This window comes from Escherichia sp. MOD1-EC6819 (assembly GCF_002965765.1).
Lineage (GTDB): Bacteria > Pseudomonadota > Gammaproteobacteria > Enterobacterales > Enterobacteriaceae > Escherichia > Escherichia ruysiae.
On the sequence record NZ_PTRG01000004.1, the window covers coordinates 146,818 to 172,224 of the forward strand.

Sequence of the window (25,407 nt, forward strand, 5' to 3'; positions counted from 1 at the left end):
GTGTATTGAACGTGTTCATATTTCTGTATCACATCCCAGTATATCAGTACCCTGGCGACGCCTGGTTCCGAAAAGGAAGCGAGTTAACATAATTAAGACAATTACTTATACGAATGGCGACGATAGTACCACCAGCAGACATTAGCAGGTAATGCAATTTTATCCCAAATTATCGTTTGCTCAATTCGCAGACAGCATCAAACGTAGCCTTCCACCAGCGCCCCAAATTTGGCATTGCCAGGCATCACATCTCTGACTCAATTGATTCAAATAAGTGTTGCCTAATGTTCCTAACGGAACGCCATTACTGATTTGAATCTGGTGTTCACCCGCATTCAACGTCGCATTCAAGCCTGCGGATACCAGAATGAGATTTTTTAATTCACGATGATAATAGCCGACTAATAGAGGAAATTGACCGGGCAGATTGGCCTGGCGTAGTAAATGGTTTACCTGCTTCAATAACGCGCCTAACTCAGGCAAAGGTTGATTCTGGTGCGCAAGCTGTTCCTGTAATAAGCCATTAAACAACGCACGTAATAACAAGGCTGCAAGGACGCCATTATGTCCAGCACGGGTTACATCAAGGCAATAAAAAGCCAGATCGTTTTCCGAAAGTGCAGCAATATCAAGTACCAGACCAGGTTTATCAACAGCAACGAGTTGGCGATAATTAACCCGACAATGGGAAATCTCCTGCTGAACCGGTGGTTGTAATTCTTGCAATAATTTCGCGGCGGCTGTCGGATTATCGACCATTGCATCCCAATCGCGAAAAAGCCTTTCTTCTTCCTCAACCCTGGAGTTAAACATGCTGGGATACAGGCAAGCAAAAACCATCTCACGCAAGCGATTAAGATCTTTAACTGGTTTCAGCAAAACATCTTCCACACCCAGCCGTAATGCTTTCGCAATATCTGCCATATTTTCCGTAGCAGAAATCACCAGAACCGGGGTTTGGTCTCCCCGGTTGCGTATATGTTCCAGCAGTTTTAAGCCGTTCATTCTTGGCATTGCAATATCACATATCATCAGATCGGGTGTAAAACCTCCCAGTAGCTCAAGGGCATCCACCCCATCAGCCGCCAGTACTGTTGTTGCTCCCAATGAGGAAAACCATGAATCCAGAAGCGAGCGAAAGACTGGCTCATCTTCAACTATGAGAATCTGTTTTCCGACCAATGGCTGCGTCATGTTCTCTCCCCTGACTGGCTTTATTCAATAGTGACATGCTATTGCCATCAGTGCCTGTCAGAATTAACTTAAGTGTAGATAAAAAATCAGGTCAAAACGTTGGTTCGAACCAGCGGTAAAAGTTCATCCATTTTCTTCTCTACCGCTAATTGTCCTGCCGCAATGGCAGCATTTGCACGATGAAAATCCAGAGTGGATATCTGCGGGCATAAAGGTTGAATCAGAATATCAGGCGGATCCCCAGCCATACGGTTTCGTTTAAGACGGTTTTCCAGCACCTGGATAGACGTGGTCATAATCTCTGTTGCGGTTGGCGCAGTCACTGCCCGACGTGCCGTTATACTGCCTAATCGTTCTTTCAGACGCGCATGCCACGGGAGAGGATCGTCGTTCTCGCCATTATCTTCACTGACATTAAATGAAAGGAGATCTTGTTGCATTAAATGAGCATCGTGCTGCAGATCGACCGCAATCACAATATCAGCGCCCATCGCACGCGTGAGGGAAATAGGAATCGGATTAACAACTGCGCCATCAACCAGCCAATAGCCGTTATGAGCGACCGGCGCCATCAGGCCGGGGATGCTGCATGATGCACGAATAGCAAGATGGAGGTCGCCTTCGGTAAACCAGAGTTCTCGCCCCGTGCTTAAATTAGTGGCAACCGCAGCGAAACGGCGTGAACAATTTTCGATCTCTGTTTCCGGCATTATTTCGCGGTACTGGTTGAACACACGCTCACCACGCAACAATCCACCCCGCTGCCAGGAAAGATCCATCAGCCGTAAAACATCCCAATAGCTAAAAGAGGTAACCCACTGTTCAAGCGCGGTCAGGCGATCGCATGCAAAAGCAGCGCCCACCAGCGAACCGATTGAACATCCAGCGACGATATCTATTTCAATGCCCATTTTTTTAAGCGCGTTAATGACGCCAATATGCGACCATCCTCGCGCCGCGCCAGATCCTAGCGCCAGCCCTATTTTTATCTTTCTCATTGTTCCTGAAGGCTTCCCCTGGAATGCAGCCGTAGCCACATCGCTACTGCTCGGTTAACATAGTGCTACGCAGGCGATTAATACGCCGTTATTGTTTCCAGGGAGATTATTTGTGTCTGAGCTTTGTCCCTGTGGTAGTGCTGTCGAGTATAGCCTATGTTGCCACCGTTATGTGTCTGGTGAAAAGGTCGCACCTGATCCAGAACATCTCATGCGTTCGCGTTACTGCGCTTTTGTGATGCAGGACGCAGATTATTTAATTAAGACCTGGCATCCGTCCTGTGGCGCAGCGGCGTTACGTGCCGAATTGATTGCCGGATTTGCGCATACCGAATGGTTAGGGCTGACCGTATTTGAGCGTTCATATCACGAAGGAGATAACGTAGGTTATGTTAGCTTCGTTGCTCGATTTGCCGAACAGGGTAAAACAGGAGCGATAATTGAACGTTCGCGATTTTTGAAAGAAAACGGTCAGTGGTACTATATTGACGGTACACGTCCACAGTTTGGCCGCAACGATCCCTGCCCTTGTGGTTCAGGTAAAAAATTTAAAAAGTGCTGCGGCCAATAATGGTTGACGGTACGGTTTAGCAAACACTCTCAACAAGGTTTTTCCAGCAATGCACTCACTCCAACGAAAAGTTCTGCGTACTATTTGTCCGGATCAAAAAGGTCTGATCGCGCGCATTACGAATATTTGCTACAAGCACGAGTTAAATATCGTGCAGAACAATGAATTTGTTGACCATCGTACCGGACGCTTTTTTATGCGCACGGAACTGGAAGGCATTTTTAATGATTCGACCCTGCTGGCGGATCTCGATAGCGCATTGCCGGAAGGCTCTGTGCGCGAACTAAATCCCGCCGGTCGTCGCCGGATAGTCATTCTGGTCACTAAAGAAGCGCATTGCCTTGGCGATCTGCTGATGAAAGCCAATTACGGTGGACTGGATGTGGAAATCGCGGCAGTCATCGGCAACCACGATACCTTGCGTTCGCTGGTTGAACGTTTTGATATTCCATTTGAACTGGTCAGCCATGAAGGATTAAGTCGCAACGAGCACGATCAAAAGATGGCGGATGCCATTGATGCTTATCAGCCTGATTACGTTGTGCTGGCGAAGTATATGCGCGTATTAACGCCGGAATTTGTGGCGCGCTTCCCGAATAAAATTATCAATATTCACCACTCATTCCTGCCAGCGTTTATTGGGGCACGTCCGTATCATCAGGCCTATGAACGCGGCGTGAAGATAATTGGCGCAACGGCACACTATGTAAATGACAATCTGGATGAAGGTCCAATCATTATGCAGGACGTTATTCATGTGGATCACACTTATACAGCCGAAGATATGATGCGGGCAGGTCGTGACGTCGAGAAAAACGTATTAAGCCGCGCCCTTTACCAGGTTTTGGCGCAACGTGTGTTTGTTTACGGTAACCGGACGATTATTCTTTAATCGCCAGCAAAAAGAACTGGTTGCCTTTAATCCGTTACGGATGAAAATTACGCAACCAGTTCATTTTTCTCAACGTAACGCTTTACAGCGGCGTGTCATTTGGTATGATGCGCCCCGCTTCCCAATGAGGGAGCAGGCCAGTAAAAAGTATTGCCCCGTGGTGGGGTTCCCGAGCGGCCAAAGGGAGCAGACTGTAAATCTGCCGTCATCGACTTCGAAGGTTCGAATCCTTCCCCCACCACCATTATTCACCACAGCGATGTGGTAACTTCGGTGAGATTGTTAATCTTTGCACTCATCGAGGAAGGGTGAGAACCTTCGATTAAGGTTCGACTCGAGCGAAAGCGAGAGAACGTTGCCGCAGGCAACGACCCGAAGGGTGAGGAGCGAAGCGACGAATAATCCTTCCCCCACCACCATCTTCAGCATTACCTACAATTTGATTTTCCCCTGGTGGGGTTCCCGAGCGGCCAAAGGGAGCAGACTGTAAATCTGCCGTCATCGACTTCGAAGGTTCGAATCCTTCCCCCACCACCATTATTCACCACAGCGATGTGGTAACTTCGGTGAGATTGTTAATCTTTGCACTCATCGAGGAAGGGTGAGAACCTTCGATTAAGGTTCGACTCGAGCGAAAGCGAGAGAACGTTGCCGCAGGCAACGGCCCGAAGGGTGAGGAGCGAAGCGACGAATAATCCTTCCCCCACCACCATTACTTCCTGAAAATACTCTTCTAAACCAATTTACTAACCATTTATTTCTTGTTGTCACACAGAATTCGTCATGCCTGTTTTTAGGTCTGCACACTTTTACACAAAACAAAAAACCCCGCCGAAGCAGGGTCTATGTGAACTAAATTTCGCTTAGTGGCGAGCACGCACCAGCTGATATTTCCGTGTCAGATACTCCACCGGTACGCTCCAGATGTGCACCAGACGCGAGAACGGGAACAGCAGGAATAACGTCATCCCCAGCACCAGGTGCAAACGGAAAATAAACGCGACACCATCAAGGTGCTGAGAAGCGCCACCGTGGAAGGTCACTACCGACTGCGCCCAGCCAACCAGTTTCATCATCTCGCTACCGTCCATATGCTGGGCGGAGAACGGAATGGTCAGCAGCCCCAGCGCACACTGGATAACGAGCAGCGACAAGATCAGGATATCCGCTCCGGTAGTCGTTGCACGCACGCGCGGGCTGAACAGGCGGCGTTTTAGCAACAGCACACCGCCAATCAGGCACAGCACGCCGCTGGCACCACCAGCAAACATCGCCATTTTCTGTTTCACTTCAATCGGCAACCACGCTTCATACATCCAGTGCGGCGTCAGCATACCGAAGAAGTGACCGACAAAAATCCCCAGAATTCCGATATGGAACAGGTTAGACGCAAGGTTCATCCCTTTGCGATCCAGCATCTGGCTGGACGCCGCGCGCCAGGTGTACTGCCCGTAGTCATAGCGCAGCCAGCTACCAATCAGGAAGACCGCCCCGGCAATGTACGGGTAGATATCAAAGAAGAACATATTCAGGAATTGCATTAGTGCTGTCCTCCGGTGGTGATATTCAGATATTGCGGCGCGACGGCACCGGCAAAGCGACGCTGATGAGCAGTGATTGCCGAATCACCGCAGCCTTTGTCAGCAAAGAATTTAACCTGCTCTTCTTCCCAGACAGCATCCAGCGCCTGCGGCGTATCATCGCGCGCTTCATCGGCAATTTTTTCCGCCACTTTGTCGCTGTCGATAGCGGTATTCGCCAGTTTCAGCAGCAGATCAAACAGCACTGCATAACGGCTTTCACGCTGTTGCAGACGAGCACTTAGCAACGCCAGAATCGGCGCGATATCTTTCAAACCTTCCACGGCTTCGCTTTGCGGCAGCTGCGCCAGGTACTCCAGATACAGCGGCAGATGATCCGGCAGTTCACGACTGTTTAACTGCAAGCCGTGCTGCTCGTACTGCGCCAGCAAATCCACCATCGCCTGACCACGATCGCGGGATTCGCCGTGCACATGTTCAAACAGTAACAGCGACGTGGCACGACCACGGTCGAACAGTTCGCTGTACTGCGCCTGAGCGTCCAGCGGATCCATCGCAGTTAAATCGCGCAGGAAAATGCCCAGCGCATGGGCATCCTCTTTTGACAGATTTTCCGACGCGGCAATCGCCTCAAACATCTCTTGTTGATGCTGCCATAAGGCAGCATCCGGATATTCAAGGAGACGCGATACAATCACGAGTTCGATCATGGATGCGGCTCCGTTTTACTGGTCACGTCGATGGCATCGATACGACGGCTGTTGAACAGATTGAATTTGGTATCTGAACCGTGGCAGCCGTCACCAAAGGTAAAGCCGCAACCATTTTTCTCCGGGAAGGCTTCCCGCGCCAGTTCACGATGGCTGCTCGGCACCACAAAGCGATCTTCATAGTTTGCAATCGCCAGATAACGGTACATCTCCTGTGCCTGGGCTTCGGTCAGGCCGACCTCTTCCAGCGCACGGGTATCAACTTTACCGTCAACGGTTTCAGCTCGTTTGTAATGACGCATTGCCAGCATACGTTTCAACGCGAGCAGTACCGGTTGGGTATCACCGGCGGTCAGCAGATTCGCCAGGTACTGAACCGGGATACGCAGGCTTTCTACGTCTGGCAAAATGCCGTTGTTGCCCAGTTCGCCCGCGTCTGCCGCAGACTGAATCGGTGACAGAGGCGGCACGTACCAGACCATCGGCAATGTGCGATATTCCGGATGCAGCGGCAGCGCCAGTTTCCAGTCCATCGCCATTTTATACACCGGCGACTGTTGTGCGGCTTCAATAACGCTTAGCGGAATACCGTCTTTAATCGCTTGCTCGATGACTTTCGGATCGTTCGGGTCGAGGAACACTTCCAGCTGACGCTGGTAGAGATCTTTCTCGTTCTCGGTGCTGGCTGCACGTTCAATGGCGTCCGCATCGTACAACAGCACGCCAAGATAACGGATACGACCCACACAGGTTTCTGAGCACACCGTCGGCTGACCGGCTTCAATACGCGGATAGCAGAAGATGCACTTCTCAGATTTACCGCTCTTCCAGTTGAAGTAGATTTTTTTGTACGGGCATCCGGTGATGCACATACGCCAGCCACGGCATTTATCCTGATCGATCAGTACGATGCCATCTTCTTCACGTTTGTAGATAGCCCCGCTCGGACAGGTCGCCACACATGCCGGGTTGAGGCAGTGTTCGCACAGACGCGGCAAATACATCATGAAGGTGTTTTCGAACTGGCTATACATCGCCTTCTGGATGTTGTCGAAGTTCTTGTCTTTCGCCAGTTTGTCAAACTCGCCGCCCAGGTCATCTTCCCAGTTCGGCCCTTTTTCGATTTTCGCCATCCGTTCGCCAGTAATCAGCGAACGCGGACGGGCAATCGGCTGCGATTTGCTGCCTTCCGGCGCGGTATGCAGATTCTGATAATCAAAATCGAACGGCTCGTAATAATCGTCGATCCCCGGCAAATGCGGGTTGGCGAAGATTTTACCCAGCAGCATCGCGCGGTTACCCATACGCGGTTGCAGTTTGCCGTTGATTTTACGGATCCAACCGCCTTTGTATTTTTCCTGGTTTTCCCAGTCGGTCGGGAACCCCTGACCCGGCTTGGTTTCAACGTTGTTGAACCACGCGTACTCAACGCCTTCGCGGCTGGTCCAGACGTTTTTACAGGTAACTGAACAGGTGTGGCAGCCGATGCACTTATCGAGATTCAGCACCATGCCGACTTGTGAACGAATTTTCATTTTACGCTCTCCTGTACCTGGTCATTGCCTTCGCCATCTAACCAGTCAATGTTCTTCATCTTACGCACTACAACAAACTCATCGCGGTTAGAACCTACGGTGCCGTAGTAGTTAAAGCCGTATGCCAGATGGGCATAGCCACCGATCATATGCGTCGGTTTCGGCGTGATACGGGTGACCGAGTTATGAATCCCCCCACGCTGCTGCGTGATTTCCGAACCCGGCAGGTTAACGATACGTTCCTGCGCGTGGTACATCATGGTCATCCCTGCCGGAACACGCTGGCTGACAACCGCACGGGCAGTCAGCGCACCATTGCTGTTGAAGACTTCAATCCAGTCGTTGTCGGCAATACCCAAATCTTTAGCATCGGCTTCGCTCAGCCAGACCACCGGACCACCGCGACCTAAAGTCAGCATCAGCAGGTTGTCGCTGTAAGTGGAATGAATACCCCACTTCTGGTGCGGCGTCAGGAAGTTCAGAGCTTTTTCCGGGTTACCGTTAGATTTCTGTCCCATCACTTCTTTCACCGAACGGGTATCGATCGGCGGACGATAAACCAGCAGGCTTTCACCGAAATCACGCATCCACTGATGATCCTGATACAGCTGCTGACGACCAGAGAGCGTGCGCCACGGAATTAGCTCGTGAACGTTGGTGTAACCGGCGTTGTAAGAAACGTGTTCATCTTCCAGACCAGACCAGGTCGGGCTGGAGATAATTTTGCGCGGCTGTGCCTGAATATCACGGAAGCGGATCTTCTCATCTTCTTTATTCAGCGCCAGATGCGTATGGTCACGACCGGTAAACTCGCTCAGTGCAGCCCAGGCTTTCACGGCTACCTGACCGTTGGTTTCCGGTGCCAGCGTCAGGATCATCTCTGCCGCATCAATTGCGGTGTTGAGCATTGGCTGGCCTTTCGCCGGACCTTCCGCTTTGGTGTAGTTGAGCTTACGCAGCAGATCCATCTCACTCTGGGTGTTCCAGGCAATCCCTTTACCGCCGTTACCGATTTTCTCCATCAGCGGGCCGATAGAGGTAAAGCGTTCGTAAGTGGCCGGATAATCACGCTCAACCACCATAATATGCGGTGCGGTTTTACCTGGGATCAGATCGCATTCGCCTTTTTTCCAGTCTTTCACATCCAGCGGCTGCGCCAGTTCGGCGGCGGAGTCGTGCTGGATTGGCAGCGTAACGATGTCGGTTTCTTTACCCAGATGACCGACGCACACTTCGGAGAATTTCTTCGCGATGGCTTTGTAGATTTCCCAGTCGCTTTTCGCTTCCCAGGCCGGATCGACCGCCGCAGACAACGGATGAATAAACGGATGCATATCCGAAGTATTCATGTCGTCTTTTTCGTACCAGGTCGCAGTCGGCAAAATGATGTCGGAATAGAGACAGGTGCTCGACAGACGGAAGTCCAGCGTCACCACCAGATCCAGCTTGCCTTCCAGACCGTTATCCTGCCAGTCCACTTCTTCCGGCTTCACACCGCCCTGCTGCCCCAGATCTTTACCCTGGATACCGTGTTCCGTCCCCAGCAGGTACTTGAGCATAAACTCATGACCTTTACCGGAAGAGCCCAGCAGGTTAGAACGCCAGATAAACAGGTTACGCGGATGGTTTTTGCCGTTTTCCGGCTGTTCCGCAGCAAAACGGATGGAACCCTCTTTCAGGGATTTCACCGTATAGTCCACCGGATTCATCCCCGCTTTTTCTGCTTCACGAGCGATAGTCAGCGGGTTAGTGCCTAACTGCGGCGCAGAGGGCAGCCAGCCCATACGTTCTGCACGAACGTTGAAGTCGATCAGGTGTCCGGTATAACGGGATTTATCCGCCATCGGCGACAGCAGTTCTTCCGCAGTCACGGTTTCATAACGCCACTGGCTGGAGTGGTTATAGAAATAAGAAGTGCTGTTCATGTGACGCGCCGGACGCTGCCAGTCAAGGGCAAACGCCAGCGGCTGCCAGCCGGTTTGCGGACGCAGTTTTTCCTGACCTACGTAGTGTGCCCAACCGCCACCGCTCTGACCAACGCAGCCGCAGAAAATCAGCATGTTGATCAGACCGCGATAGTTCATATCGAGGTGATACCAGTGGTTCAGACCGGCACCAACAATGATCATTGAACGACCGTGCGTCTTATCAGCGTTGTCGGCAAATTCACGGGCAATGCGAATAATCTGGCTGCGAGAAACGCCGGTGATCTGCTCAGCCCAGGCTGGGGTGTAAGCTTTCACATCGTCATAGCTGGTTGCGCAGTTAACGTCATTCAGGCCACGCTCCAGGCCGTAGTTTGCCAGCGTCAAATCATAAACGGTGGTCACCAGTGCGGTGCTGCCATCAGCCAGTTGCAGGCGTTTTACCGGCAGCTTGTGCAGCAGAATGTTTTCCAGCTCCACTTTGTTGAAGTGTTCCGTGCCGTCGCCGCCAAAGTACGGGAAGCCCACTTCGGCAATCTCATCCTGACTACCCAGCAGACTCAGTTGCAGCTCGGTTTCTTCGCCGGTTTTGCCGTCGCGCTGCTCAAGATTCCATTTGCCCTTCTCGCCCCAACGGAAACCGATCGAACCGTTCGGCGCAACCATTTCACCTTGCGTATTAAAGGCGACGGTTTTCCATTCCGGGTTGTTTTCCTGACCCAGCGAATCAACCAGATCGGCGGCACGCAGCATACGACCCGCAGCGTAATAACCGTCGCGCTCTTCCAGCATTACCAGCATCGGCATGTCGGTGTAGCGACGCACATAATCGGTGAAATACTGGCTTGGGTTATCGAGATGGAATTCACGCAGCATCACGTGACCCATTGCCAGCGCCATTGCTGCGTCGGTGCCCTGTTTCGGTGCCAGCCACAGATCGCACAGTTTGGCGATTTCAGCGTAGTCCGGCGTGACGGCAACGGTTTTGGTGCCTTTGTAACGCACTTCGGTAAAGAAGTGAGCGTCCGGGGTACGGGTCTGCGGAACGTTAGAGCCCCAGGCGATGATATAGCTGGAGTTGTACCAGTCAGCGGATTCCGGTACGTCAGTTTGCTCGCCCCAGGTTTGCGGAGACGCAGGAGGCAGGTCGCAGTACCAGTCGTAGAAGCTTAAGCAAGTACCGCCAATCAGCGAAAGATAGCGAGCACCTGATGCGTAAGAAACCATCGACATTGCCGGAATTGGCGAGAAGCCAGCGACACGATCCGGGCCGTAGTTTTTGATGGTGTAAACGTTAGACGCGGCGATCAGTTCGTTCACTTCCTGCCAGGAAGAACGAACAAAACCACCGCGCCCACGCGCCTGCTTAAAGCTTTTCGCTTTATCGGCGTCTTCGATAATAGAAGCCCATGCCTCAACCGGATCGCTATGCTGCGCCTTCGCTTCACGCCACATTTTCATCAGGCGTTTGCGCATCATCGGGTATTTCAGACGGTTGGCGCTATAGAGATACCAGGAGTAGCTGGCACCGCGCGGGCAGCCGCGAGGTTCATGGTTTGGCAGATCCGGACGAGTACGCGGATAGTCAGTCTGCTGGGTTTCCCAGGTCACCAGACCGTTTTTAACGTAGATTTTCCAGCTGCAGGAGCCGGTGCAGTTTACCCCGTGGGTAGAGCGGACAATTTTGTCATGCTGCCAACGCTGGCGATATCCATCCTCCCAGTCACGGTTGGTATCGAGAAGCTGGCCATGCCCATCGGCAAAGGTATCACCCTTCTGTTTGAAGTAGCGAAACCGGTCCAGGAATTTACTCATCGGTTTTCTCCTGTGGGAGCCTGTCGGCTCTCTGATAAATCGACATTGCTAATGTTTAAAACGAAGGTAACGCTCTGAAACGTCGTGGGAATTGATAACGATCAAGAGTGGTGGGGATGAAAAATAAAGTAAATTCCTAATATACCTCTTTGGGGTAATTAATATTTATTATCCAACTTATTGTAAATTAATGTTTTTTACATCCAATGTCATTTAATCACTTCGGATTTTTATACAGATGGGTATTAAGGAGTATCCCCCATGGATGACATATTAATGGTGCTTAATTGACGCCGTTGAAATAATCATCTCTCTATAAGTATGTTGTAACTAAATGACAAATAAAAAAAGCGCGACATTATGCCGCGCAAAGGATAATCAAATATTACGATTTATTTTTAGAATGCCGACCATATACCGCCCAGGTAATTACTACGCAGGCGATATAGAAAATCAAAAATACTTTCATTGCACCGACTGGCGACCCTGTTAATGCCAGTGAGCTACCGAAGGCTTTCGGGATAAAGAAGCCACCGATAGCGCCAATCGCGGAGATGAAGCCCAGCGCCGCCGCAGTGTCGGTTGCCGCTTCACGCATGGCACGTTCGTCAGAACCGCCTTCTGCTTTCACGCGATCCATCGTCAGTTTACGGAAGATCACGGAAATCATCTGGAAGGTGGAACCACTACCCAGCCCCGCCGTCAGGAACAGCGCCAGGAAGACCGCAAAGAATGCCATGAAGTTTCCGCCTTGCCCGTCAGTCGGTAAGGTGAGGAACAGCAGACCACTGAAAATCGCCATCAGCACGAAGTTCACCAGCGTGACCCGAGTACCGCCGAGACGGTCAGACAATGCTCCCCCCGCAGAACGCGCCAGTGCGCCAATAAACGGTCCGAAGAAGGCGTAGTGCAGGATCTGTACATCCGGAAACTGCGTTTTAGACAGCATGGCAAAACCCGCAGAGAAACCGATGAAGGAACCGAAGGTTGCCAGATACAGCAGGCTCATAATCCACAGATGACCCCGTTTGAGTACTGGCAACTGCTCCTTGATAGAGGCTTTCGAGGTAGCAAGGTCGTTCATGCCAAACCATGCTGCAATGGTGAAGATGGCGAGGAACGGCACCCATACCCAGGACGCGTTAGCCAGATACAGCTCGGTGCCATCCGGCTGTGTTACGCCCTGGCTGCCAAATGCAGCAAAAATTGACAGTGATACCACCAGCGGAGCAACCAGCTGCATGACGCTAACGCCCATGTTGCCCAGACCACCATTCAGCCCCAGTGCACCACCCTGCTTCTGCTTGGGAAAGAAGAAGCTAATGTTTGCCATACTGGAGGCGAAGTTCGCGCCAGCAAAGCCGCACAGCAGAGAAATGATGATGAATACGCTGTATGGCGTAGTGGTATCCTGCACGGCAAAACCCAGCCAGACGCAAGGAATAATGAGAATGCCGGTGCTAAACGCCGTCCAGCGACGACCACCGAAAATTGGAACCATAAAGGAGTATGGCACACGCAATAATGCGCCAGAAACCGAAGGTAGTGCGGTCAAAAGAAACAGCTGATCGGTCGTAAAATTAAAGCCGACTTTCGGTAAATTTACCGCGACGGCACTGAATAACATCCATACACAAAACGCCAGTAGCAGACAGGGAACGGAAATCCACAGATTGCGGCTGGCTATACGCTGGCCGCGCTGTTGCCAGAACGCAGGATCTTCCGGTCGCCAATCAGTAATGACAGCTCCAGTAGCCCTTTCGGGGGCGGATGAGTGACTCATAGACACCTCTGATACTCGTTTCGATGTCTGCCACCTTAGTGTCTGTAGCCAAAGGTAATTTGATGTAAATCAAACGATAAGATAACTTTATCTATCATTGATATTTATGATTACCCATAGTGAGTACGGAGATTTCATAAAAATTATGAGATTTTTCACAGTACTGTAAAATCCCTACCCTTACTGATGTAAATCGACTAACCACACGGCAAATAAGGAGTAACTCTTTCCAGGTATGGGTATACTTCAGCCAATAGCCGAGAATAACGCCATTCCAGAATGTATCGTCACATTCATTAAGGTTATTGCTCATTCAAAGCCTGAAGGAAGAGGTTTACATGCTTAAACGTTGTCTCTCTCCGCTCACCCTGGTTAATCAGGTTGCGCTTATTGTTTTGCTTTCTACCGCTATTGGACTGGCGGGGATGGCGGTTTCTGGCTGGCTGGTACAAGGCGTTCAGGGCAGCGCCCATGCTATTAACAAAGCGGGATCGCTGCGTATGCAAACTTACCGGCTACTGGCGGCAGTACCATTAAGCGAGAAAGACAAGCCCTTAATCAAAGAGATGGAACAAACGGCATTTAGCACCGAATTAACTCGAGCAGCAGAACGAGACGGGCAACTGGCGCAATTACAGGGGTTGCAGGATTACTGGCGCCATGAGCTGATTCCTGCGCTGCTACACGCACAAAGCCGCGAAACGGTGTCGGCTGACGTCAGCCAGTTTGTCGCCGGGCTTGATCAGTTGGTGTCTGGTTTTGACCGCACCACAGAAATGCGCATTGAGACGGTCGTACTGGTTCATCGGGTGATGGCTGTGTTTATGGCACTTCTGCTGGTATTTACCATCATATGGCTGCGGGCACGGCTGCTACAGCCGTGGCGGCAATTGCTGGCGATGGCGAGTGCCGTCAGCCATCGCGATTTTACCCAGCGGGCGAATATCAGCGGGCGCAACGAAATGGCAATGCTCGGAACGGCACTGAACAATATGTCTGCGGAACTGGCGGAGAGTTATGCCGTACTTGAGCATCGGGTACAGGAGAAAACCGCCGGGCTGGAGCATAAAAATCAAATACTCTCGTTTTTGTGGCAGGCTAACCGTCGTTTGCATTCTCGCGCCCCACTGTGTGAACGCCTGTCACCTGTACTCAACGGATTGCAAAATTTAACCCTGCTGCGTGATATCGAACTGCGTGTATATGACACTGAAGATGAAGAGAATCATCAGGAGTTCACCTGCCAGCCGGATATGACCTGCGACGACAAAGGCTGCCAACTCTGCCCACGCGGGGTATTACCCGTTGGTGATCGCGGCACTACCCTGAAATGGCGACTGGCAGATTCCCATATGCAGTACGGCATTTTGCTGGCGACCCTGCCTCAGGGGCGCCATCTGAGCCATGATCAACAGCAACTGGTGGATACGCTGGTTGAACAATTAACCGCCACTCTGGCGTTGGATCGCCATCAGGAACGCCAGCAGCAGTTGATCGTGATGGAAGAGCGTGCCACCATTGCGCGCGAACTACATGATTCTATTGCCCAATCTCTCTCTTGTATGAAGATGCAGGTGAGTTGTTTACAGATGCAAGGCGACGCACTGCCAGAAAGCAGCCGCGAACTGTTAAGCCAGATCCGTAACGAACTGAATGCGTCATGGGCGCAGTTGCGTGAGTTGCTCACCACATTCCGTTTGCAGCTCACAGAACCGGGATTACGCCCGGCACTGGAGGCAAGTTGTGAAGAGTACAGCGCCAAATTTGGCTTCCCGGTGAAGCTGGATTACCAGTTGCCACCGCGTCTGGTGCCCTCGCATCAGGCAATCCATCTGTTGCAAATTGCCCGTGAGGCATTAAGTAACGCCCTCAAACATTCGCAAGCGAGCGAGGTCGTTGTGACGGTGGCGCAAAACGATAATCAGGTCAAACTGACCGTCCAGGATAACGGCTGCGGGGTGCCTGAAAATGCCATCCGCAGCAATCACTACGGCATGATAATTATGCGTGACCGTGCGCAAAGTCTGCGTGGCGACTGTCGCGTCCGCCGTCGTGAATCAGGTGGCACCGAAGTGGTGGTCACTTTTATTCCCGAAAAAACTTTCACAGACGTCCAAGGAGATATCCATGAGTAATCAGGAACCGGCTACTATCCTGCTGATCGACGATCACCCGATGCTGCGAACTGGCGTAAAACAGCTTATCAGCATGGCCCCCGATATCACTGTGGTTGGCGAAGCGAGCAATGGCGAGCAGGGTATTTTACTTGCGGAATCTCTCGATCCTGATCTGATTCTGCTTGATCTGAATATGCCCGGCATGAACGGTCTGGAAACGCTGGATAAACTGCGCGAAAAATCTTTATCCGGCCGCATTGTGGTATTCAGCGTCTCGAACCATGAAGAGGACGTCGTCACCGCGCTGAAACGCGGCGCAGATGGCTATCTGTTAAAAGATATGGAGCCGGAAGATCTGTTAAAAGCGTTGCACCAGGCTGCAGCTGGCGAAATGGTATTAAGCGAGGCGTTAACCCCTGTTCTGGCCGCCAGCCTGCGTGCTAACCGCGCCACGACTGAACGCGACGTCAACCAGTTAACGCCGCGCGAGCGCGATATTCTGAAACTGATTGCTCAGGGCTTACCGAATAAGATGATCGCCCGTCGCCTGGACATCACTGAAAGCACGGTCAAAGTGCACGTGAAGCACATGCTGAAAAAAATGAAGCTTAAATCTCGTGTGGAAGCCGCAGTATGGGTGCATCAGGAACGTATTTTCTGATTATGGTTCCCAGCGCAGTTCGTCCTTTGCCATTTCATCGAAAGGTTCGGCAAGCGTTAGCGTGATCTCATTGGAAGAGACACGCTGTCCCTGGTTATCTTCCACCACCACCGACAAGCGCCATCGATTGGTCGCCTCTTCTCCACTTTGCCAGTCCGGCACGATCAGCGTCCAGCCATCCGCACTATTGGCTGTGGCTCCCGATGTCAGACTTAACATCTGTGTATCCCCTTGCCAGATCAATTGTCGAATACCGTAACGACTGTGGATTTGTAATTTCAGCGGCACCGTTTCACCAGGTTTAAGATCCCAGGGGGGCGTCGCCAGAAATACCGTTAAGGTTTTACGCTGATGATACTCAATGACCGGCAGATTATTCCGCTGCGGATTGTCATAGCGACTGCCGCGCAACGACTGACTCTCAGCAACTTCGCCAGCAGAAAGTTGTTTGTTTAGTGGCACCCCAAAGCGGTAGTTAATATTCAGCCCGAGATTATTTTGGCTTTCTCCACTTTCGCCTTGTTTATGCTGAGCGGTCATAGTAACGAGTGGAACAGGGGTGTAATTAAGCCCCAGACTCATGGCGACAGGATTATGGTAACCCGTGCCAGAATTAAACAGATCGACACGCTGACCAAAATATTGTTCGAGGCTGACACTGGTGTTGAGATGCTGGTAAAACGGCATTCGTATCCGGGCAGTCAGATCATAACCACGCGCCATACGCTGCTCGAGCGAGGCAGTCTGTTCATGCCATGAGGCAAAAGGCTGGTAATAATTTGCCGACAAGCGTAGATATTCTCCCCATGCTTCAGCGCCAAACCCTGCCCGCTGAAGATTTTCATCTAACAAGTTGTCATAAAACGTGTTGTATCCCATCAACCATGTGCCATGCCTCCAGCGTTGACCAATGCCAAGGTTACTTACCAGACCATCGTCCTGCTGGGTGAGCCCAAGTTGGCTCCATGTAAGATAACGCTCGTTATCCTGCAACGGTACAAACCAGCTCCCCCGGCTGCCGGTGAAATGCCCTTCGTTATCCACTTTGACGTCAACACTGGCGTTCCCCCACGGCGAAAGCCACGATTCCACATGTTGATTAACCTGCTGACTGAGCGCATCACGAACTTTTCCCAGCGCAAAGGCTTTTGCCTGTTCGCCTGTATCCTGACCGTTATCAGTCATACTGGTTTCACCAAAATCTTTCACGATTTCGGCGAAGTGTTTTTCACCGTCATGATTTTCCGGTGCCATTCCTAAGTCCGGCAGACCATCCTTATCGTTATCAAAAGGATTTACCGATTGCTGCTCAACGGATGGCTGTGCGCTAGCTATACCGCCTGCCAGCAGCAAGAGTAAATAAAGTGGGGTAACACGAGAGACGATACGGCTCAAAACGTCAGTAATTTCCGGTAAAAATGAACACCCATTACTTTATAGAATAACGATTACTGGTAACTTTTCTCGTACTTTCTCATGCTTTATGGAAAATCCTAAAAATGTGGCAAATTGGTCAGACAGCGTAAAAGCAGTAAGATAGAAGTCGAAAATCTAATTATCTGAATACAGGAGTGAGTAATGCAAAAAATCGTGATCGTTGCCAATGGCGCGCCCTACGGGAGCGAATCCTTATTTAATAGCCTGCGGCTGGCCATTGCGCTACGGGAACAGGAGAGCAACCTGGATCTGCGTCTGTTCCTGATGTCTGATGCGGTAACTGCCGGATTACGCGGACAAAAACCGGGGGAAGGCTACAATATTCAGCAAATGCTGGAGATCCTCACTGCACAAAATGTGCCTGTGAAATTGTGCAAAACCTGCACCGATGGTCGCGGTATCAGCCCACTTCCGCTGATTGATGGAGTTGAAATTGGCACACTGGTCGAACTGGCGCAATGGACGCTGGTTGCCGATAAAGTGCTTACGTTTTAATTGCAGTATGGGGCGCTCAAGGTTACAGAAACGCCCCGCTGTGATAACAGTTTCATCAGGCAAAACCGGGCCGTAAGACACCATCCGGGAAATTCTCCGCCAGCAGTTTTTTCACCGACACCAGTAAATCATTCAGCCCGTCATCCTGCATCCCCAGTTTGTTGAGCTCTTGTTCCAGAGAAAATAAATACTGCGCATTGGTTCCAAGTGGACCACTCGCCGCAGCAATCAACGGAGCAATCACCTGAGCTCGGGTATCGGACTCATATTCAGGATGGCGCGGGTCCATAATAAACACCAGCGCGTTGACTGTGCGCCCGTCATCAAGATCAAGCTGACACCAGGTTGGCAGGTAGCAGCCGGTAATCATCTCCCGCTTCCACAGCAAGGTCAGTTCCTGCTCCAGCGTCTCTTCCGGCAAGCGATACGCCACTCCCGTGGTGCGGCCGCCCTCTTTCAGAGCAAGCATTCTTCCCGGCTGGTGTGCCGTCCCCCTTCCGGCGGTCAGACGCAGACAGAACGCCCGGTGCCACCCAACCAGCGTACCGGTACAGGACTCGATAAACTCCAGCGCCGGATTCCACATCAACGATCCATAACCGAAGATCCACACCGCCCCCTCATCAGGACGACAAGCCAGCGTAGCTGCCAGCGAGGCTGCCCGCTGTTCTGCCGACCATAAGAGTGATTCTTCAATAGTGCCAAATGCCGTTTTACAATCGGCATTCATCAAGAAATCCCGCGTTATCACCTTATACCTCCGCCACTGCATACTTCCCTGCGACAACTTTTTGGTGTCTTCCAGACATTTTTACTGCTCATTTTGGAACCATTACCGGGACAATATGCAATCTGCAGACCACTTGCAAGGCGACGCCGCACGAATAGCTTTAACTCATCACCGGGAGTTATAACTTTTTATGCCATTTATCATCACTTCCTTTAGCATATTCATGTTTCACTGCTGCCCAGGCCACTTTATGCGCTGTCTCCTCCCGACTGGCATCATCACGCCGATCTTCTTTATCTTTATATTGATCCCAGGCGCTGTTGAATGCCTCTTTATAGATATCCTGGGCATGGGACGGTAGAACGTGTTTTACATTTTCCGGCAGATCGCTTTTTGTTTTATACGGCATTGTTGACTCCTTTTTTAAAGGTGAACTTTAAGTGTGGTCAACAATATCCACGCTTGCCAGCATATAAGACTTTTCACGTCAGACTCTTCTTAAGAGGTGCTAATACAAACATTGTCTAAACACGTTGATTATTTTTATACCCCAAAGAGTAAAAAAGCGACAGCGGGGTAAAATTTCGTAAAATGTTACCGATATCCAGACACTTTCTGTTATTTTTTCTGCCTATTTATTACATTTTCGACAAATTCATCTGCAAAGGATAACCATAATGACAAATGCTCACGAGGCGGTAAAAACCCGCCACAAGGAGACCTCGCTTATTTTCCCGGTTCTGGCGCTGGTAGTGCTGTTCCTGTGGGGAAGCAGTCAAACACTACCAGTGGTCATAGGCATCAATCTTCTTGCGCTTATTGGTATTTTAAGCAGCGCCTTTAGTGTTGTCCGTCATGCGGACGTATTAGCCCATCGACTGGGGGAACCTTATGGCTCTCTTATTCTTAGCCTTTCCGTGGTTATTCTTGAAGTCAGTTTGATATCAGCCTTAATGGCGACCGGCGATGCGGCGCCGACGTTAATGCGAGATACACTCTATTCAATCATTATGATTGTTACTGGTGGACTGGTTGGTTTTTCATTACTGTTGGGCGGGCGCAAATTTGCCACCCAATATATGAATCTGTTTGGTATTAAACAGTATTTAATCGCCCTGTTTCCATTGGCAATTATTGTGCTGGTATTCCCGATGGCTCTGCCTGCGGCGAATTTTTCAACTGGTCAGGCGTTGCTGGTGGCATTAATTTCCGCAGCAATGTACGGCGTATTTTTGCTAATTCAGACCAAAACGCATCAGAGTCTGTTTGTCTATGAACATGAAGATGACAGTGATGATGACGATCCGCACCATGGTAAACCGTCTGCCCATAGCAGCCTGTGGCATGCCGTCTGGTTGATTATCCATTTAATTGCGGTGATAGCGGTTACCAAAATGAACGCCAGTCCGCTGGAAACACTGCTCACCAGCATGAATGCTCCGGTGGCCTTTACCGGTTTCCTGGTGGCGCTATTGATTCTTTCGCCGGAAGGCTTAGGGGCGTTAAAAGCGGTATTAAACAACCAGGTCCAGCGCGCGATGAATCTGTTCTTTGGTTCGGTGTTAGCAACCATTTCACTTACCGTACCTGTCGTCACGCTGATCGCCTTTATGACAGGCAATGAATTGCAGTTTGCGCTTGGTGCGCCAGAAATGGTGGTGATGGTAGCCTCTTTGGTGCTGTGCCATATCTCCTTCTCCACCGGACGTACTAACGTACTCAACGGCGCGGCACATCTGGCTCTCTTTGCCGCCTATTTGATGACAATATTTGCCTGACACTGATATCTCCCCCTGGCAGCGGAAGCTGGGGGAGATAATAAAAATACCTGCCCGGTTCCTTTCTTCAGTTATTCTGAACAATTCGTCAGACATAATTGCGAGCCTGCACCACAACATGCAAGAAAGCACTGCAACAGTTGATGAAAAGCTGGAATGTACTCTTCATTACGAACGTTTCAGTGGTGAAGTAAAGAAGGCTTGAGACATAGTATCCACACCAAGCCGGCGTTATCCGGTGAGGCGCAATGTTGCGGGGGCTTTATCCCTGGTGGCATTGGTTGCTGGAAAGAGAAAACCCCCGCACGTTGAGAGGTAAAACCTGACAACAGAACGGGGGCTAATCTTGAACCATCAACAATTCAAGAATAGCCGCAAAATGTTGTCATTACAACAAGGCGGCTATATGACGCTCGCGCAGTTTGCCATGATTTTCTGGCACGACCTGGCAGCACCGATCCTGGCGGGAATTATTACCGCAGCGATTGTCAGCTGGTGGCGTAACCGGAAGTAAGGCGAATACGGGCGTCAGGCTGCCGTGATGGCAATATGCGCCCGAAACCGGCCGCAGGGGTAACAGCCTGTGGCCTTTTTTGTATTTATCTCTTTCAGAAGTAGACACCGTTAACCCAACCTGGGAGCATCAACCAGAGCATTCATGAAACAGTTGCAACAGCTAATAAAAAGCCGGAATGCATACTGCATTACGAACATTCCTGGGGTGAAGTGAAGAACACTTGAGATATAGAATCCACACCAAGCCGGCGTTATCCGGTGAGGCGCAATGTTGCGGGGGCTTTATCCCTGGTGGCATTGGTTGCTGGAAAGAGAAAACCCCCGCACGTTGAGAGGTACAACCTGACAACAGAACGGGGGCTAATCTTGAACCAGAACAATTCAAGGATAGCCGCAAAATGTTGTCATTACAACAAGGCGGCTATATGACGCTCGCGCAGTTTGCCATGACTTTCTGGCACGACCTGGCAGCACCGATCCTGGCGGGAATTATTACCGCAGCGATTGTCAGCTGGTGGCGTAACCGGAAGTAAGGCGAATACGGGCGTCAGGCTGCCGTGATGGCAATATGCGCCCGAAACCGGCCGCAGGGGTAACAGCCTGCGGCCTTTTTTGTATCTGGCACCCATGAAAAAAGTCTTAACGCAGAACGCTAATACTTTATTTTTCAAGCAAAAAAGATTACTTGCTGGTATCCAGTTCTTCGAAACCTTTCACCAGATCATCAATCGCTTTCATCTGCTTGAGGAACGGTTCCAGTTTAGCCAGCGGCAGCGCGGATGGGCCATCACATTTCGCATGTTCCGGATCCGGATGAGCTTCAATAAACAGCCCCGCCAGACCTACCGCCATACCGGCTCGTGCCAGCTCAGCCACCTGAGCACGACGACCGCCGGAAGCTGCGCCAAACGGATCGCGGCATTGCAGTGCGTGGGTCACGTCGAAAATCACCGGCGAGTTACCAGACACTTTCTTCATAATGCTGAAACCCAGCATATCGACAACCAGGTTGTCATAGCCAAAGTTAGCGCCGCGATCGCAAAGAATCACTTTATCGTTGCCGCCTTCTTTGAATTTATCAACGATGTTACCCATCTGACCCGGGCTGACAAACTGCGGTTTTTTGACGTTAATTACCGCACCGGTTTTCGCCATGGCTTCCACCAGGTCAGTCTGACGAGCGAGAAATGCCGGTAACTGGATCACATCCACAACATCAGCAACTGGCTGTGCCTGGCTTGGTTCGTGAACGTCGGTGATAATTTTCACGCCAAAAGTTTGCTTCAATTCCTGGAAGATTTTCATCCCTTCTTCCAGGCCCGGTCCACGATAAGAGTGGATAGAGGAGCGGTTGGCTTTGTCAAAAGAGGCTTTGAACACGTAAGGGATACCCAGTTTCTGGGTCACGGTTACGTAGTGTTCGCAAATGCGCATCGCCAGATCGCGAGATTCCAGCACGTTCATACCGCCAAACAGCACGAACGGCAGGTCATTTGCTACGTTGATGTCGCCAATGCTAACCACTTTTTGTTTCATAGGATCGCCTTAATCTTAAGTAAAATGTCGATTAATTAATGCAGCACAATATGTTTATGCGCGATGTTATTAATTTGCGCACGAATCATTTCGCTGATCGGGTCTTCCGGACACTGTTCAACGAAATAACTTAAATCATTTAACGCAACGTGTTCGCAATCCAGTTGCGCGTAAATCAACCCACGATCGCGAATTTCATACGGATCTTCAGGGTTGAACTGTAATAAGGCCTCGCTGGTGCGTAATGCCAGTTCCATCTGATTTTCTTCCATCAGCGACGCTTTCAGCGTATCCAATAGTTTGCGGATAACCTCAATGTTATCGGCTTCATCCAGGTCTTCATAAAACAGTTCCGCCGACGGGCTGATATTTCCCTTTAACCATACATCCAGCATATGTTCGCTTAACGATTCACCGTTAAAAGGGTTAATCAACCAAATTTCGCCATCCGGACATTCAATGCGCAATATAAGCTGCGTCGGGAAAATCACCGGCATCAGCGGCAAATCGAGACGATTAGCGACCCACACCAAAACGGCGCCTAATGATACCGCACTGCCCTGCCGATTTTTTAACACCTGATCCAACCATAGTGCATCGGAAAGACGATAAACACCGCGTGAGGCTTTAAATCCCCATTCGCCGTAAAACAGCGCGATCAATTTTTCCAGCTGCTCTTCTAAAGGCAGAAGCTGGCTAATTTCTTCCTTCGCCAGATTAACGAGACGCTCCAGTTCGTCGTATACATCTTGCGAGGGAAAATCGCGGCGGATTGCTTCGCAAGCCAGGATCATGCCTTCGCACAGCGGCGCTTTATTAAATTCGAAATCAGCTAACGATCTCATGACTTACCCCAGTAACGGTACTTTTGTGGTGGCGAGTTTAATGATGATGTACAGCACCACCAGCGCCAGCGGGAAGGCAATAATGCGCACCTGCTGACTGTGCACCCGACGATAATCGAGAGCAATAAAACCCAAAACGATATAAATGATAACTCCAAACAGCTTTTCAGTCAGCCATTGTGCCTGCCCGGAAAATGGCAGGATGTGCGCTTTAGCCATTAGCGCCACGCCGCTTAACAATAACACCGTGTCAATAACCGGCGGCGCAATGCGCGTCCAGCGAGCAAATGCCTGAGGATGCTCCTGATAACGTAGCCAGAAACGTAAGGTTAATAGCCCAACAGAAAGCGCAACGCTAATGAGATGAACGCTAAGCAGCGTAGTAAAACTAGTCATCGATAATAGCGACCAAGCGTCACGCGCTCGTTATCACCGTAGTCCCGGCAGGTTTCGACATCACGATAACCCGCCTGAATAAATGCCTGTCGAACCACTTCCCCTTGCTGCCAGCCATGTTCCAGAAGCAGAAATCCGCCAGATATTAGCATGTTACGTGACTTTTGGATGATGTGCACGATATCCGCCATACCGCTGTCTGCCGCCACCAATGCCGACAGCGGCTCAAAGCGGACATCGCCTTGTTGAAGATGGGGATCCTGCTCGTCGATATATGGCGGATTGCTGACAATCATCGCAAACTGCTGCTCGCCAAGCGCACTAAACCAGTCGCTTTGCAGGATATGGATATTTTTAATCGCCAGATGCTGCGCATTACGCTTCGCAAGGGCAACGGCATCCGGCATTCGGTCAACGGCGGTTACCTCGCAATCTGGACGCTCGCTGGCCAGCGCCAGCGCAATTGCCCCGGTGCCCGTACCGAGATCGAGAATACGGCAAGACTGTTCAGGTAACCGAGCCAGTGCCTGCTCCACCAGACATTCCGTGTCAGGACGGGGAATTAAGGTCGCTGGCGAAACAAATAACGGCAACGACCAAAATTCACGCACACCGGTTAAATGAGCAATAGGTTCACCTGCACGACGACGCGCCAGCAGTACGTCGAGTTGCTCACACTGCGCGTCAGTCAGCTGCGTTTCGCCAAAGGCGAGAATAAAAGTACGCCCCTTGCCGGTAACATGCTCCAGCAGGATTTCAGCATCGCGCCGTGGGCTTTCGCTCGCCTGAAGTTGGGTTATTGCGTCACGTAACCAGTGTTGATATTCCATTATTCTTGCTCGGACAACGCCGCCAGTTGGTCAGCCTGATGTTCCTGGATAATCGGTTCAATTAGCATATCCAGCTTACCTTCCATCACTTCATCCAGACGGTAGAGCGTCAGGTTGATACGGTGGTCAGTGACGCGCCCCTGCGGGAAGTTGTAGGTACGATTACGATCGCTGCGATCGCCACTGCCCAGCAGGTTACGACGGGTAGACGCCTCCGCCTGCTGGCGTTTTGCCATTTCTGCTGCGTGGATGCGAGCACCAAGTACAGAAAGTGCTTTAGCTTTGTTTTTATGTTGTGAACGTTCGTCCTGACATTCAACAACAATACCGGTTGGTAAGTGAGTAATACGGATTGCCGAATCGGTGGTGTTAACGTGCTGCCCCCCTGCCCCTGAAGAGCGGAAAGTATCAATGCGCAAATCTGCCGGGTTGATGTCCGGCAGTTCTGCGTCAGGCAGCTCTGGCATTACCGCAACGGTACAAGCAGAAGTATGAATACGACCCTGCGATTCCGTAGCAGGAACACGCTGCACGCGATGACCGCCAGATTCGAATTTCAGGCGACCATACACACCATCGCCACTGATTTTGGCGATGATCTCTTTATAGCCACCATGCTCGCCCTCGCTGGCGCTCATGATTTCCACGCGCCAGCGACGGGCTTCTGCGTAACGGCTGTACATACGGAACAGATCGCCTGCAAATAATGCGGCTTCATCACCACCAGTTCCGGCACGCACTTCGAGAAAGGCGTTGCGTTCGTCATCAGGATCTTTTGGCAGCAAGAGAACCTGAAGTTGTTGTTCCAGTTGTTCGCTTTTTTCTTTAGCTTCACGCAGTTCATCCTGCGCCATCTCACGCATTTCAGGATCGTCGAGCATCATCTGTGCGGTTTCGATATCTTCCTGAACCTGTTGCCAGTCGGTGAAACAGCGCGAAACATCACTTAACTGCGCATATTCACGAGATAATGCGCGAAAACGTTCCTGGTCAGCGATGGTTTGCGCATCACCCAGCAGCGCCTGAACTTCTTCATGGCGTTCATGCAGGGCTTCCAGTTTGGCAACGATAGAAGGCTTCATAGGCGTAAATGCACCCTGTA

The 25,407-nt window shown here is 50.9% G+C and carries 23 protein-coding genes, 2 tRNA genes and 2 other RNA genes; 12 read left to right on the forward strand and 15 right to left on the reverse strand.

Translation table 11 applies throughout. The features are described 5' to 3' along the window. Positions 1-180 precede the first annotated feature (180 nt). Both rssB and rssA read right to left on the reverse strand, forming a co-directional pair. Entirely contained in the window at positions 181-1,194 is a 1,014-nt protein-coding gene (gene rssB, locus A7Z06_RS06720) for a two-component system response regulator RssB (protein WP_000193438.1), read from the reverse strand. A gap of 86 nt (positions 1,195-1,280) precedes the next feature. Next, a complete protein-coding gene (gene rssA, locus A7Z06_RS06725; RefSeq protein WP_010344798.1) occupies positions 1,281-2,192 on the reverse strand; it encodes a patatin-like phospholipase RssA in 912 nt (303 codons plus the stop codon). A gap of 112 nt (positions 2,193-2,304) precedes the next feature. Here rssA and A7Z06_RS06730 point away from each other — a divergent pair, with 112 nt between their 5' ends. From A7Z06_RS06730 to A7Z06_RS06755, 6 genes are all read left to right on the forward strand, one after another. Beyond that, a complete protein-coding gene (locus A7Z06_RS06730; protein WP_016158404.1) occupies positions 2,305-2,763 on the forward strand; it encodes a YchJ family protein in 459 nt (152 codons plus the stop codon). A gap of 49 nt (positions 2,764-2,812) precedes the next feature. Beyond that, positions 2,813-3,655, forward strand: coding sequence for a formyltetrahydrofolate deformylase (gene purU, locus A7Z06_RS06735; RefSeq protein WP_000555850.1), 843 nt, complete (start codon positions 2,813-2,815; stop codon positions 3,653-3,655). Between the two features lie 159 nt (positions 3,656-3,814). Further along, positions 3,815-3,899, forward strand: a tRNA-Tyr gene (locus tag A7Z06_RS06740). Positions 3,900-3,942: 43 nt separating this feature from the next. Further along, a non-coding RNA gene (locus A7Z06_RS06745) (RtT sRNA) lies at positions 3,943-4,074 on the forward strand. A 33-nt stretch (positions 4,075-4,107) separates the two neighbouring features. Then, a tRNA-Tyr gene (locus tag A7Z06_RS06750) sits at positions 4,108-4,192 on the forward strand. Between the two features lie 43 nt (positions 4,193-4,235). Then, positions 4,236-4,367, forward strand: a non-coding RNA gene (locus A7Z06_RS06755) — RtT sRNA. A 151-nt stretch (positions 4,368-4,518) separates the two neighbouring features. Here the strand turns inward: A7Z06_RS06755 and narI are convergent. From narI to narK, 5 genes are all read right to left on the reverse strand, one after another. Further along, on the reverse strand, positions 4,519-5,196 hold the full coding sequence (gene narI, locus A7Z06_RS06760; RefSeq protein ID WP_001160110.1) for a respiratory nitrate reductase subunit gamma: 678 nt from the start codon (positions 5,194-5,196) through the stop codon (positions 4,519-4,521). Further along, positions 5,196-5,906 (reverse strand): nitrate reductase molybdenum cofactor assembly chaperone, encoded by a 711-nt coding sequence (gene narJ, locus A7Z06_RS06765; protein ID WP_000571678.1) that lies wholly within the window; start codon positions 5,904-5,906, stop codon positions 5,196-5,198. The genes narI and narJ overlap by 1 nt, the downstream gene beginning before the upstream one ends. Then, positions 5,903-7,441 (reverse strand): nitrate reductase subunit beta, encoded by a 1,539-nt coding sequence (narH, locus tag A7Z06_RS06770; protein ID WP_105279369.1) that lies wholly within the window; start codon positions 7,439-7,441, stop codon positions 5,903-5,905. The genes narJ and narH overlap by 4 nt, the downstream gene beginning before the upstream one ends. Continuing rightward, positions 7,438-11,181, reverse strand: a complete 3,744-nt coding sequence (locus A7Z06_RS06775; protein WP_000032861.1) for a nitrate reductase subunit alpha — start codon at positions 11,179-11,181, stop codon at positions 7,438-7,440. The genes narH and A7Z06_RS06775 overlap by 4 nt, the downstream gene beginning before the upstream one ends. A 385-nt stretch (positions 11,182-11,566) precedes the next feature. Continuing rightward, complete coding sequence (narK, locus tag A7Z06_RS06780; RefSeq protein ID WP_000019813.1) at positions 11,567-12,964, reverse strand: nitrate transporter NarK; 1,398 nt, start codon at positions 12,962-12,964, stop codon at positions 11,567-11,569. Positions 12,965-13,302: 338 nt separating this feature from the next. Here narK and narX point away from each other — a divergent pair, with 338 nt between their 5' ends. Together narX and narL are read left to right on the forward strand one after the other, a co-directional pair. Continuing rightward, entirely contained in the window at positions 13,303-15,099 is a 1,797-nt protein-coding gene (gene narX, locus A7Z06_RS06790) for a nitrate/nitrite two-component system sensor histidine kinase NarX (protein WP_000918092.1), read from the forward strand. After that, the gene (gene narL, locus A7Z06_RS06795; protein ID WP_000070495.1) at positions 15,092-15,742 is read left to right on the forward strand and encodes a two-component system response regulator NarL; all 651 of its coding nucleotides are present in this window, start codon (positions 15,092-15,094) and stop codon (positions 15,740-15,742) included. Before narX ends, narL begins: the two co-directional genes overlap by 8 nt. Here the strand turns inward: narL and A7Z06_RS06800 are convergent, their stop codons facing one another. Further along, positions 15,743-17,137 carry a YchO/YchP family invasin gene (locus tag A7Z06_RS06800; RefSeq protein WP_105279370.1) on the reverse strand — a complete coding sequence of 465 codons (1,395 nt, stop codon included), beginning with the start codon at positions 17,135-17,137 and terminating at the stop codon, positions 15,743-15,745. It lies immediately after the preceding gene. A gap of 183 nt (positions 17,138-17,320) precedes the next feature. Between A7Z06_RS06800 and ychN the strand changes: the two genes are divergently transcribed. Beyond that, on the forward strand, positions 17,321-17,674 hold the full coding sequence (gene ychN / locus A7Z06_RS06805; RefSeq protein ID WP_001169665.1) for a DsrE/F sulfur relay family protein YchN: 354 nt from the start codon (positions 17,321-17,323) through the stop codon (positions 17,672-17,674). A 55-nt stretch (positions 17,675-17,729) separates the two neighbouring features. On the opposite strand, the gene chaC is transcribed toward ychN, so the two are convergent. Together chaC and chaB are read right to left on the reverse strand one after the other, a co-directional pair. Then, on the reverse strand, positions 17,730-18,425 hold the full coding sequence (gene chaC, locus A7Z06_RS06810; protein ID WP_010351803.1) for a glutathione-specific gamma-glutamylcyclotransferase: 696 nt from the start codon (positions 18,423-18,425) through the stop codon (positions 17,730-17,732). Positions 18,426-18,582: 157 nt separating this feature from the next. Continuing rightward, the gene (chaB, locus tag A7Z06_RS06815; RefSeq protein ID WP_001146436.1) at positions 18,583-18,813 is read right to left on the reverse strand and encodes a putative cation transport regulator ChaB; all 231 of its coding nucleotides are present in this window, start codon (positions 18,811-18,813) and stop codon (positions 18,583-18,585) included. Positions 18,814-19,081: 268 nt separating this feature from the next. Here chaB and chaA point away from each other — a divergent pair, with 268 nt between their 5' ends. The 3 genes from chaA (at position 19,082) to A7Z06_RS06840 (ending at position 21,231) form a co-directional block, all read left to right on the forward strand. After that, complete coding sequence (gene chaA, locus A7Z06_RS06820) at positions 19,082-20,182, forward strand: sodium-potassium/proton antiporter ChaA (protein ID WP_000180147.1); 1,101 nt, start codon at positions 19,082-19,084, stop codon at positions 20,180-20,182. 406 nt (positions 20,183-20,588) lie between these two features. Then, positions 20,589-20,696: a type I toxin-antitoxin system toxin Ldr family protein gene (locus A7Z06_RS06830; RefSeq protein ID WP_000170955.1), complete on the forward strand. Its 108-nt coding sequence runs from the start codon at positions 20,589-20,591 to the stop codon at positions 20,694-20,696. Between the two features lie 427 nt (positions 20,697-21,123). Beyond that, a complete protein-coding gene (locus A7Z06_RS06840; protein ID WP_000170965.1) occupies positions 21,124-21,231 on the forward strand; it encodes a type I toxin-antitoxin system toxin Ldr family protein in 108 nt (35 codons plus the stop codon). Between the two features lie 148 nt (positions 21,232-21,379). Here the strand turns inward: A7Z06_RS06840 and kdsA are convergent, their stop codons facing one another. From kdsA to prfA, 5 genes are read right to left on the reverse strand one after another with little or no spacing between them, the layout of a single operon-like run. After that, on the reverse strand, positions 21,380-22,234 hold the full coding sequence (gene kdsA, locus A7Z06_RS06845) for a 3-deoxy-8-phosphooctulonate synthase (RefSeq protein WP_000811058.1): 855 nt from the start codon (positions 22,232-22,234) through the stop codon (positions 21,380-21,382). Between the two features lie 35 nt (positions 22,235-22,269). After that, positions 22,270-23,079 (reverse strand): invasion regulator SirB1, encoded by an 810-nt coding sequence (gene sirB1 / locus A7Z06_RS06850; RefSeq protein ID WP_001257033.1) that lies wholly within the window; start codon positions 23,077-23,079, stop codon positions 22,270-22,272. Between the two features lie 3 nt (positions 23,080-23,082). After that, positions 23,083-23,475 carry an invasion regulator SirB2 gene (sirB2, locus tag A7Z06_RS06855; protein ID WP_000200410.1) on the reverse strand — a complete coding sequence of 131 codons (393 nt, stop codon included), beginning with the start codon at positions 23,473-23,475 and terminating at the stop codon, positions 23,083-23,085. After that, a complete protein-coding gene (gene prmC, locus A7Z06_RS06860; RefSeq protein ID WP_000456438.1) occupies positions 23,472-24,305 on the reverse strand; it encodes a peptide chain release factor N(5)-glutamine methyltransferase in 834 nt (277 codons plus the stop codon). Before prmC ends, sirB2 begins: the two co-directional genes overlap by 4 nt. Further along, positions 24,305-25,387: a peptide chain release factor 1 gene (gene prfA / locus A7Z06_RS06865; RefSeq protein ID WP_000804726.1), complete on the reverse strand. Its 1,083-nt coding sequence runs from the start codon at positions 25,385-25,387 to the stop codon at positions 24,305-24,307. Before prfA ends, prmC begins: the two co-directional genes overlap by 1 nt. Positions 25,388-25,407 lie beyond the last annotated feature (20 nt).

Bases quoted from the DNA above. Each gene is read 5' to 3' on its own strand.
- prmC (WP_000456438.1), bottom strand. From the start codon at position 24,305: ATGGAATATCAACACTGGTTACGTGACGCAATAACCCAACTTCAGGCG.
- sirB2 (WP_000200410.1), bottom strand. From the start codon at position 23,475: ATGACTAGTTTTACTACGCTGCTTAGCGTTCATCTCATTAGCGTTGCG.
- rssA (WP_010344798.1), bottom strand. From the start codon at position 2,192: ATGAGAAAGATAAAAATAGGGCTGGCGCTAGGATCTGGCGCGGCGCGA.
- ychN (WP_001169665.1), top strand. From the start codon at position 17,321: ATGCAAAAAATCGTGATCGTTGCCAATGGCGCGCCCTACGGGAGCGAA.
- narJ (WP_000571678.1), bottom strand. From the start codon at position 5,906: ATGATCGAACTCGTGATTGTATCGCGTCTCCTTGAATATCCGGATGCT.
- narX (WP_000918092.1), top strand. From the start codon at position 13,303: ATGCTTAAACGTTGTCTCTCTCCGCTCACCCTGGTTAATCAGGTTGCG.
- A7Z06_RS06840 (WP_000170965.1), top strand. From the start codon at position 21,124: ATGACGCTCGCGCAGTTTGCCATGACTTTCTGGCACGACCTGGCAGCA.
- narL (WP_000070495.1), top strand. From the start codon at position 15,092: ATGAGTAATCAGGAACCGGCTACTATCCTGCTGATCGACGATCACCCG.
- rssB (WP_000193438.1), bottom strand. From the start codon at position 1,194: ATGACGCAGCCATTGGTCGGAAAACAGATTCTCATAGTTGAAGATGAG.
- kdsA (WP_000811058.1), bottom strand. From the start codon at position 22,234: ATGAAACAAAAAGTGGTTAGCATTGGCGACATCAACGTAGCAAATGAC.
- narH (WP_105279369.1), bottom strand. From the start codon at position 7,441: ATGAAAATTCGTTCACAAGTCGGCATGGTGCTGAATCTCGATAAGTGC.
- chaB (WP_001146436.1), bottom strand. From the start codon at position 18,813: ATGCCGTATAAAACAAAAAGCGATCTGCCGGAAAATGTAAAACACGTT.
- narK (WP_000019813.1), bottom strand. From the start codon at position 12,964: ATGAGTCACTCATCCGCCCCCGAAAGGGCTACTGGAGCTGTCATTACT.
- sirB1 (WP_001257033.1), bottom strand. From the start codon at position 23,079: ATGAGATCGTTAGCTGATTTCGAATTTAATAAAGCGCCGCTGTGCGAA.
- A7Z06_RS06775 (WP_000032861.1), bottom strand. From the start codon at position 11,181: ATGAGTAAATTCCTGGACCGGTTTCGCTACTTCAAACAGAAGGGTGAT.
- narI (WP_001160110.1), bottom strand. From the start codon at position 5,196: ATGCAATTCCTGAATATGTTCTTCTTTGATATCTACCCGTACATTGCC.
- A7Z06_RS06830 (WP_000170955.1), top strand. From the start codon at position 20,589: ATGACGCTCGCGCAGTTTGCCATGATTTTCTGGCACGACCTGGCAGCA.
- chaA (WP_000180147.1), top strand. From the start codon at position 19,082: ATGACAAATGCTCACGAGGCGGTAAAAACCCGCCACAAGGAGACCTCG.
- prfA (WP_000804726.1), bottom strand. From the start codon at position 25,387: ATGAAGCCTTCTATCGTTGCCAAACTGGAAGCCCTGCATGAACGCCAT.
- purU (WP_000555850.1), top strand. From the start codon at position 2,813: ATGCACTCACTCCAACGAAAAGTTCTGCGTACTATTTGTCCGGATCAA.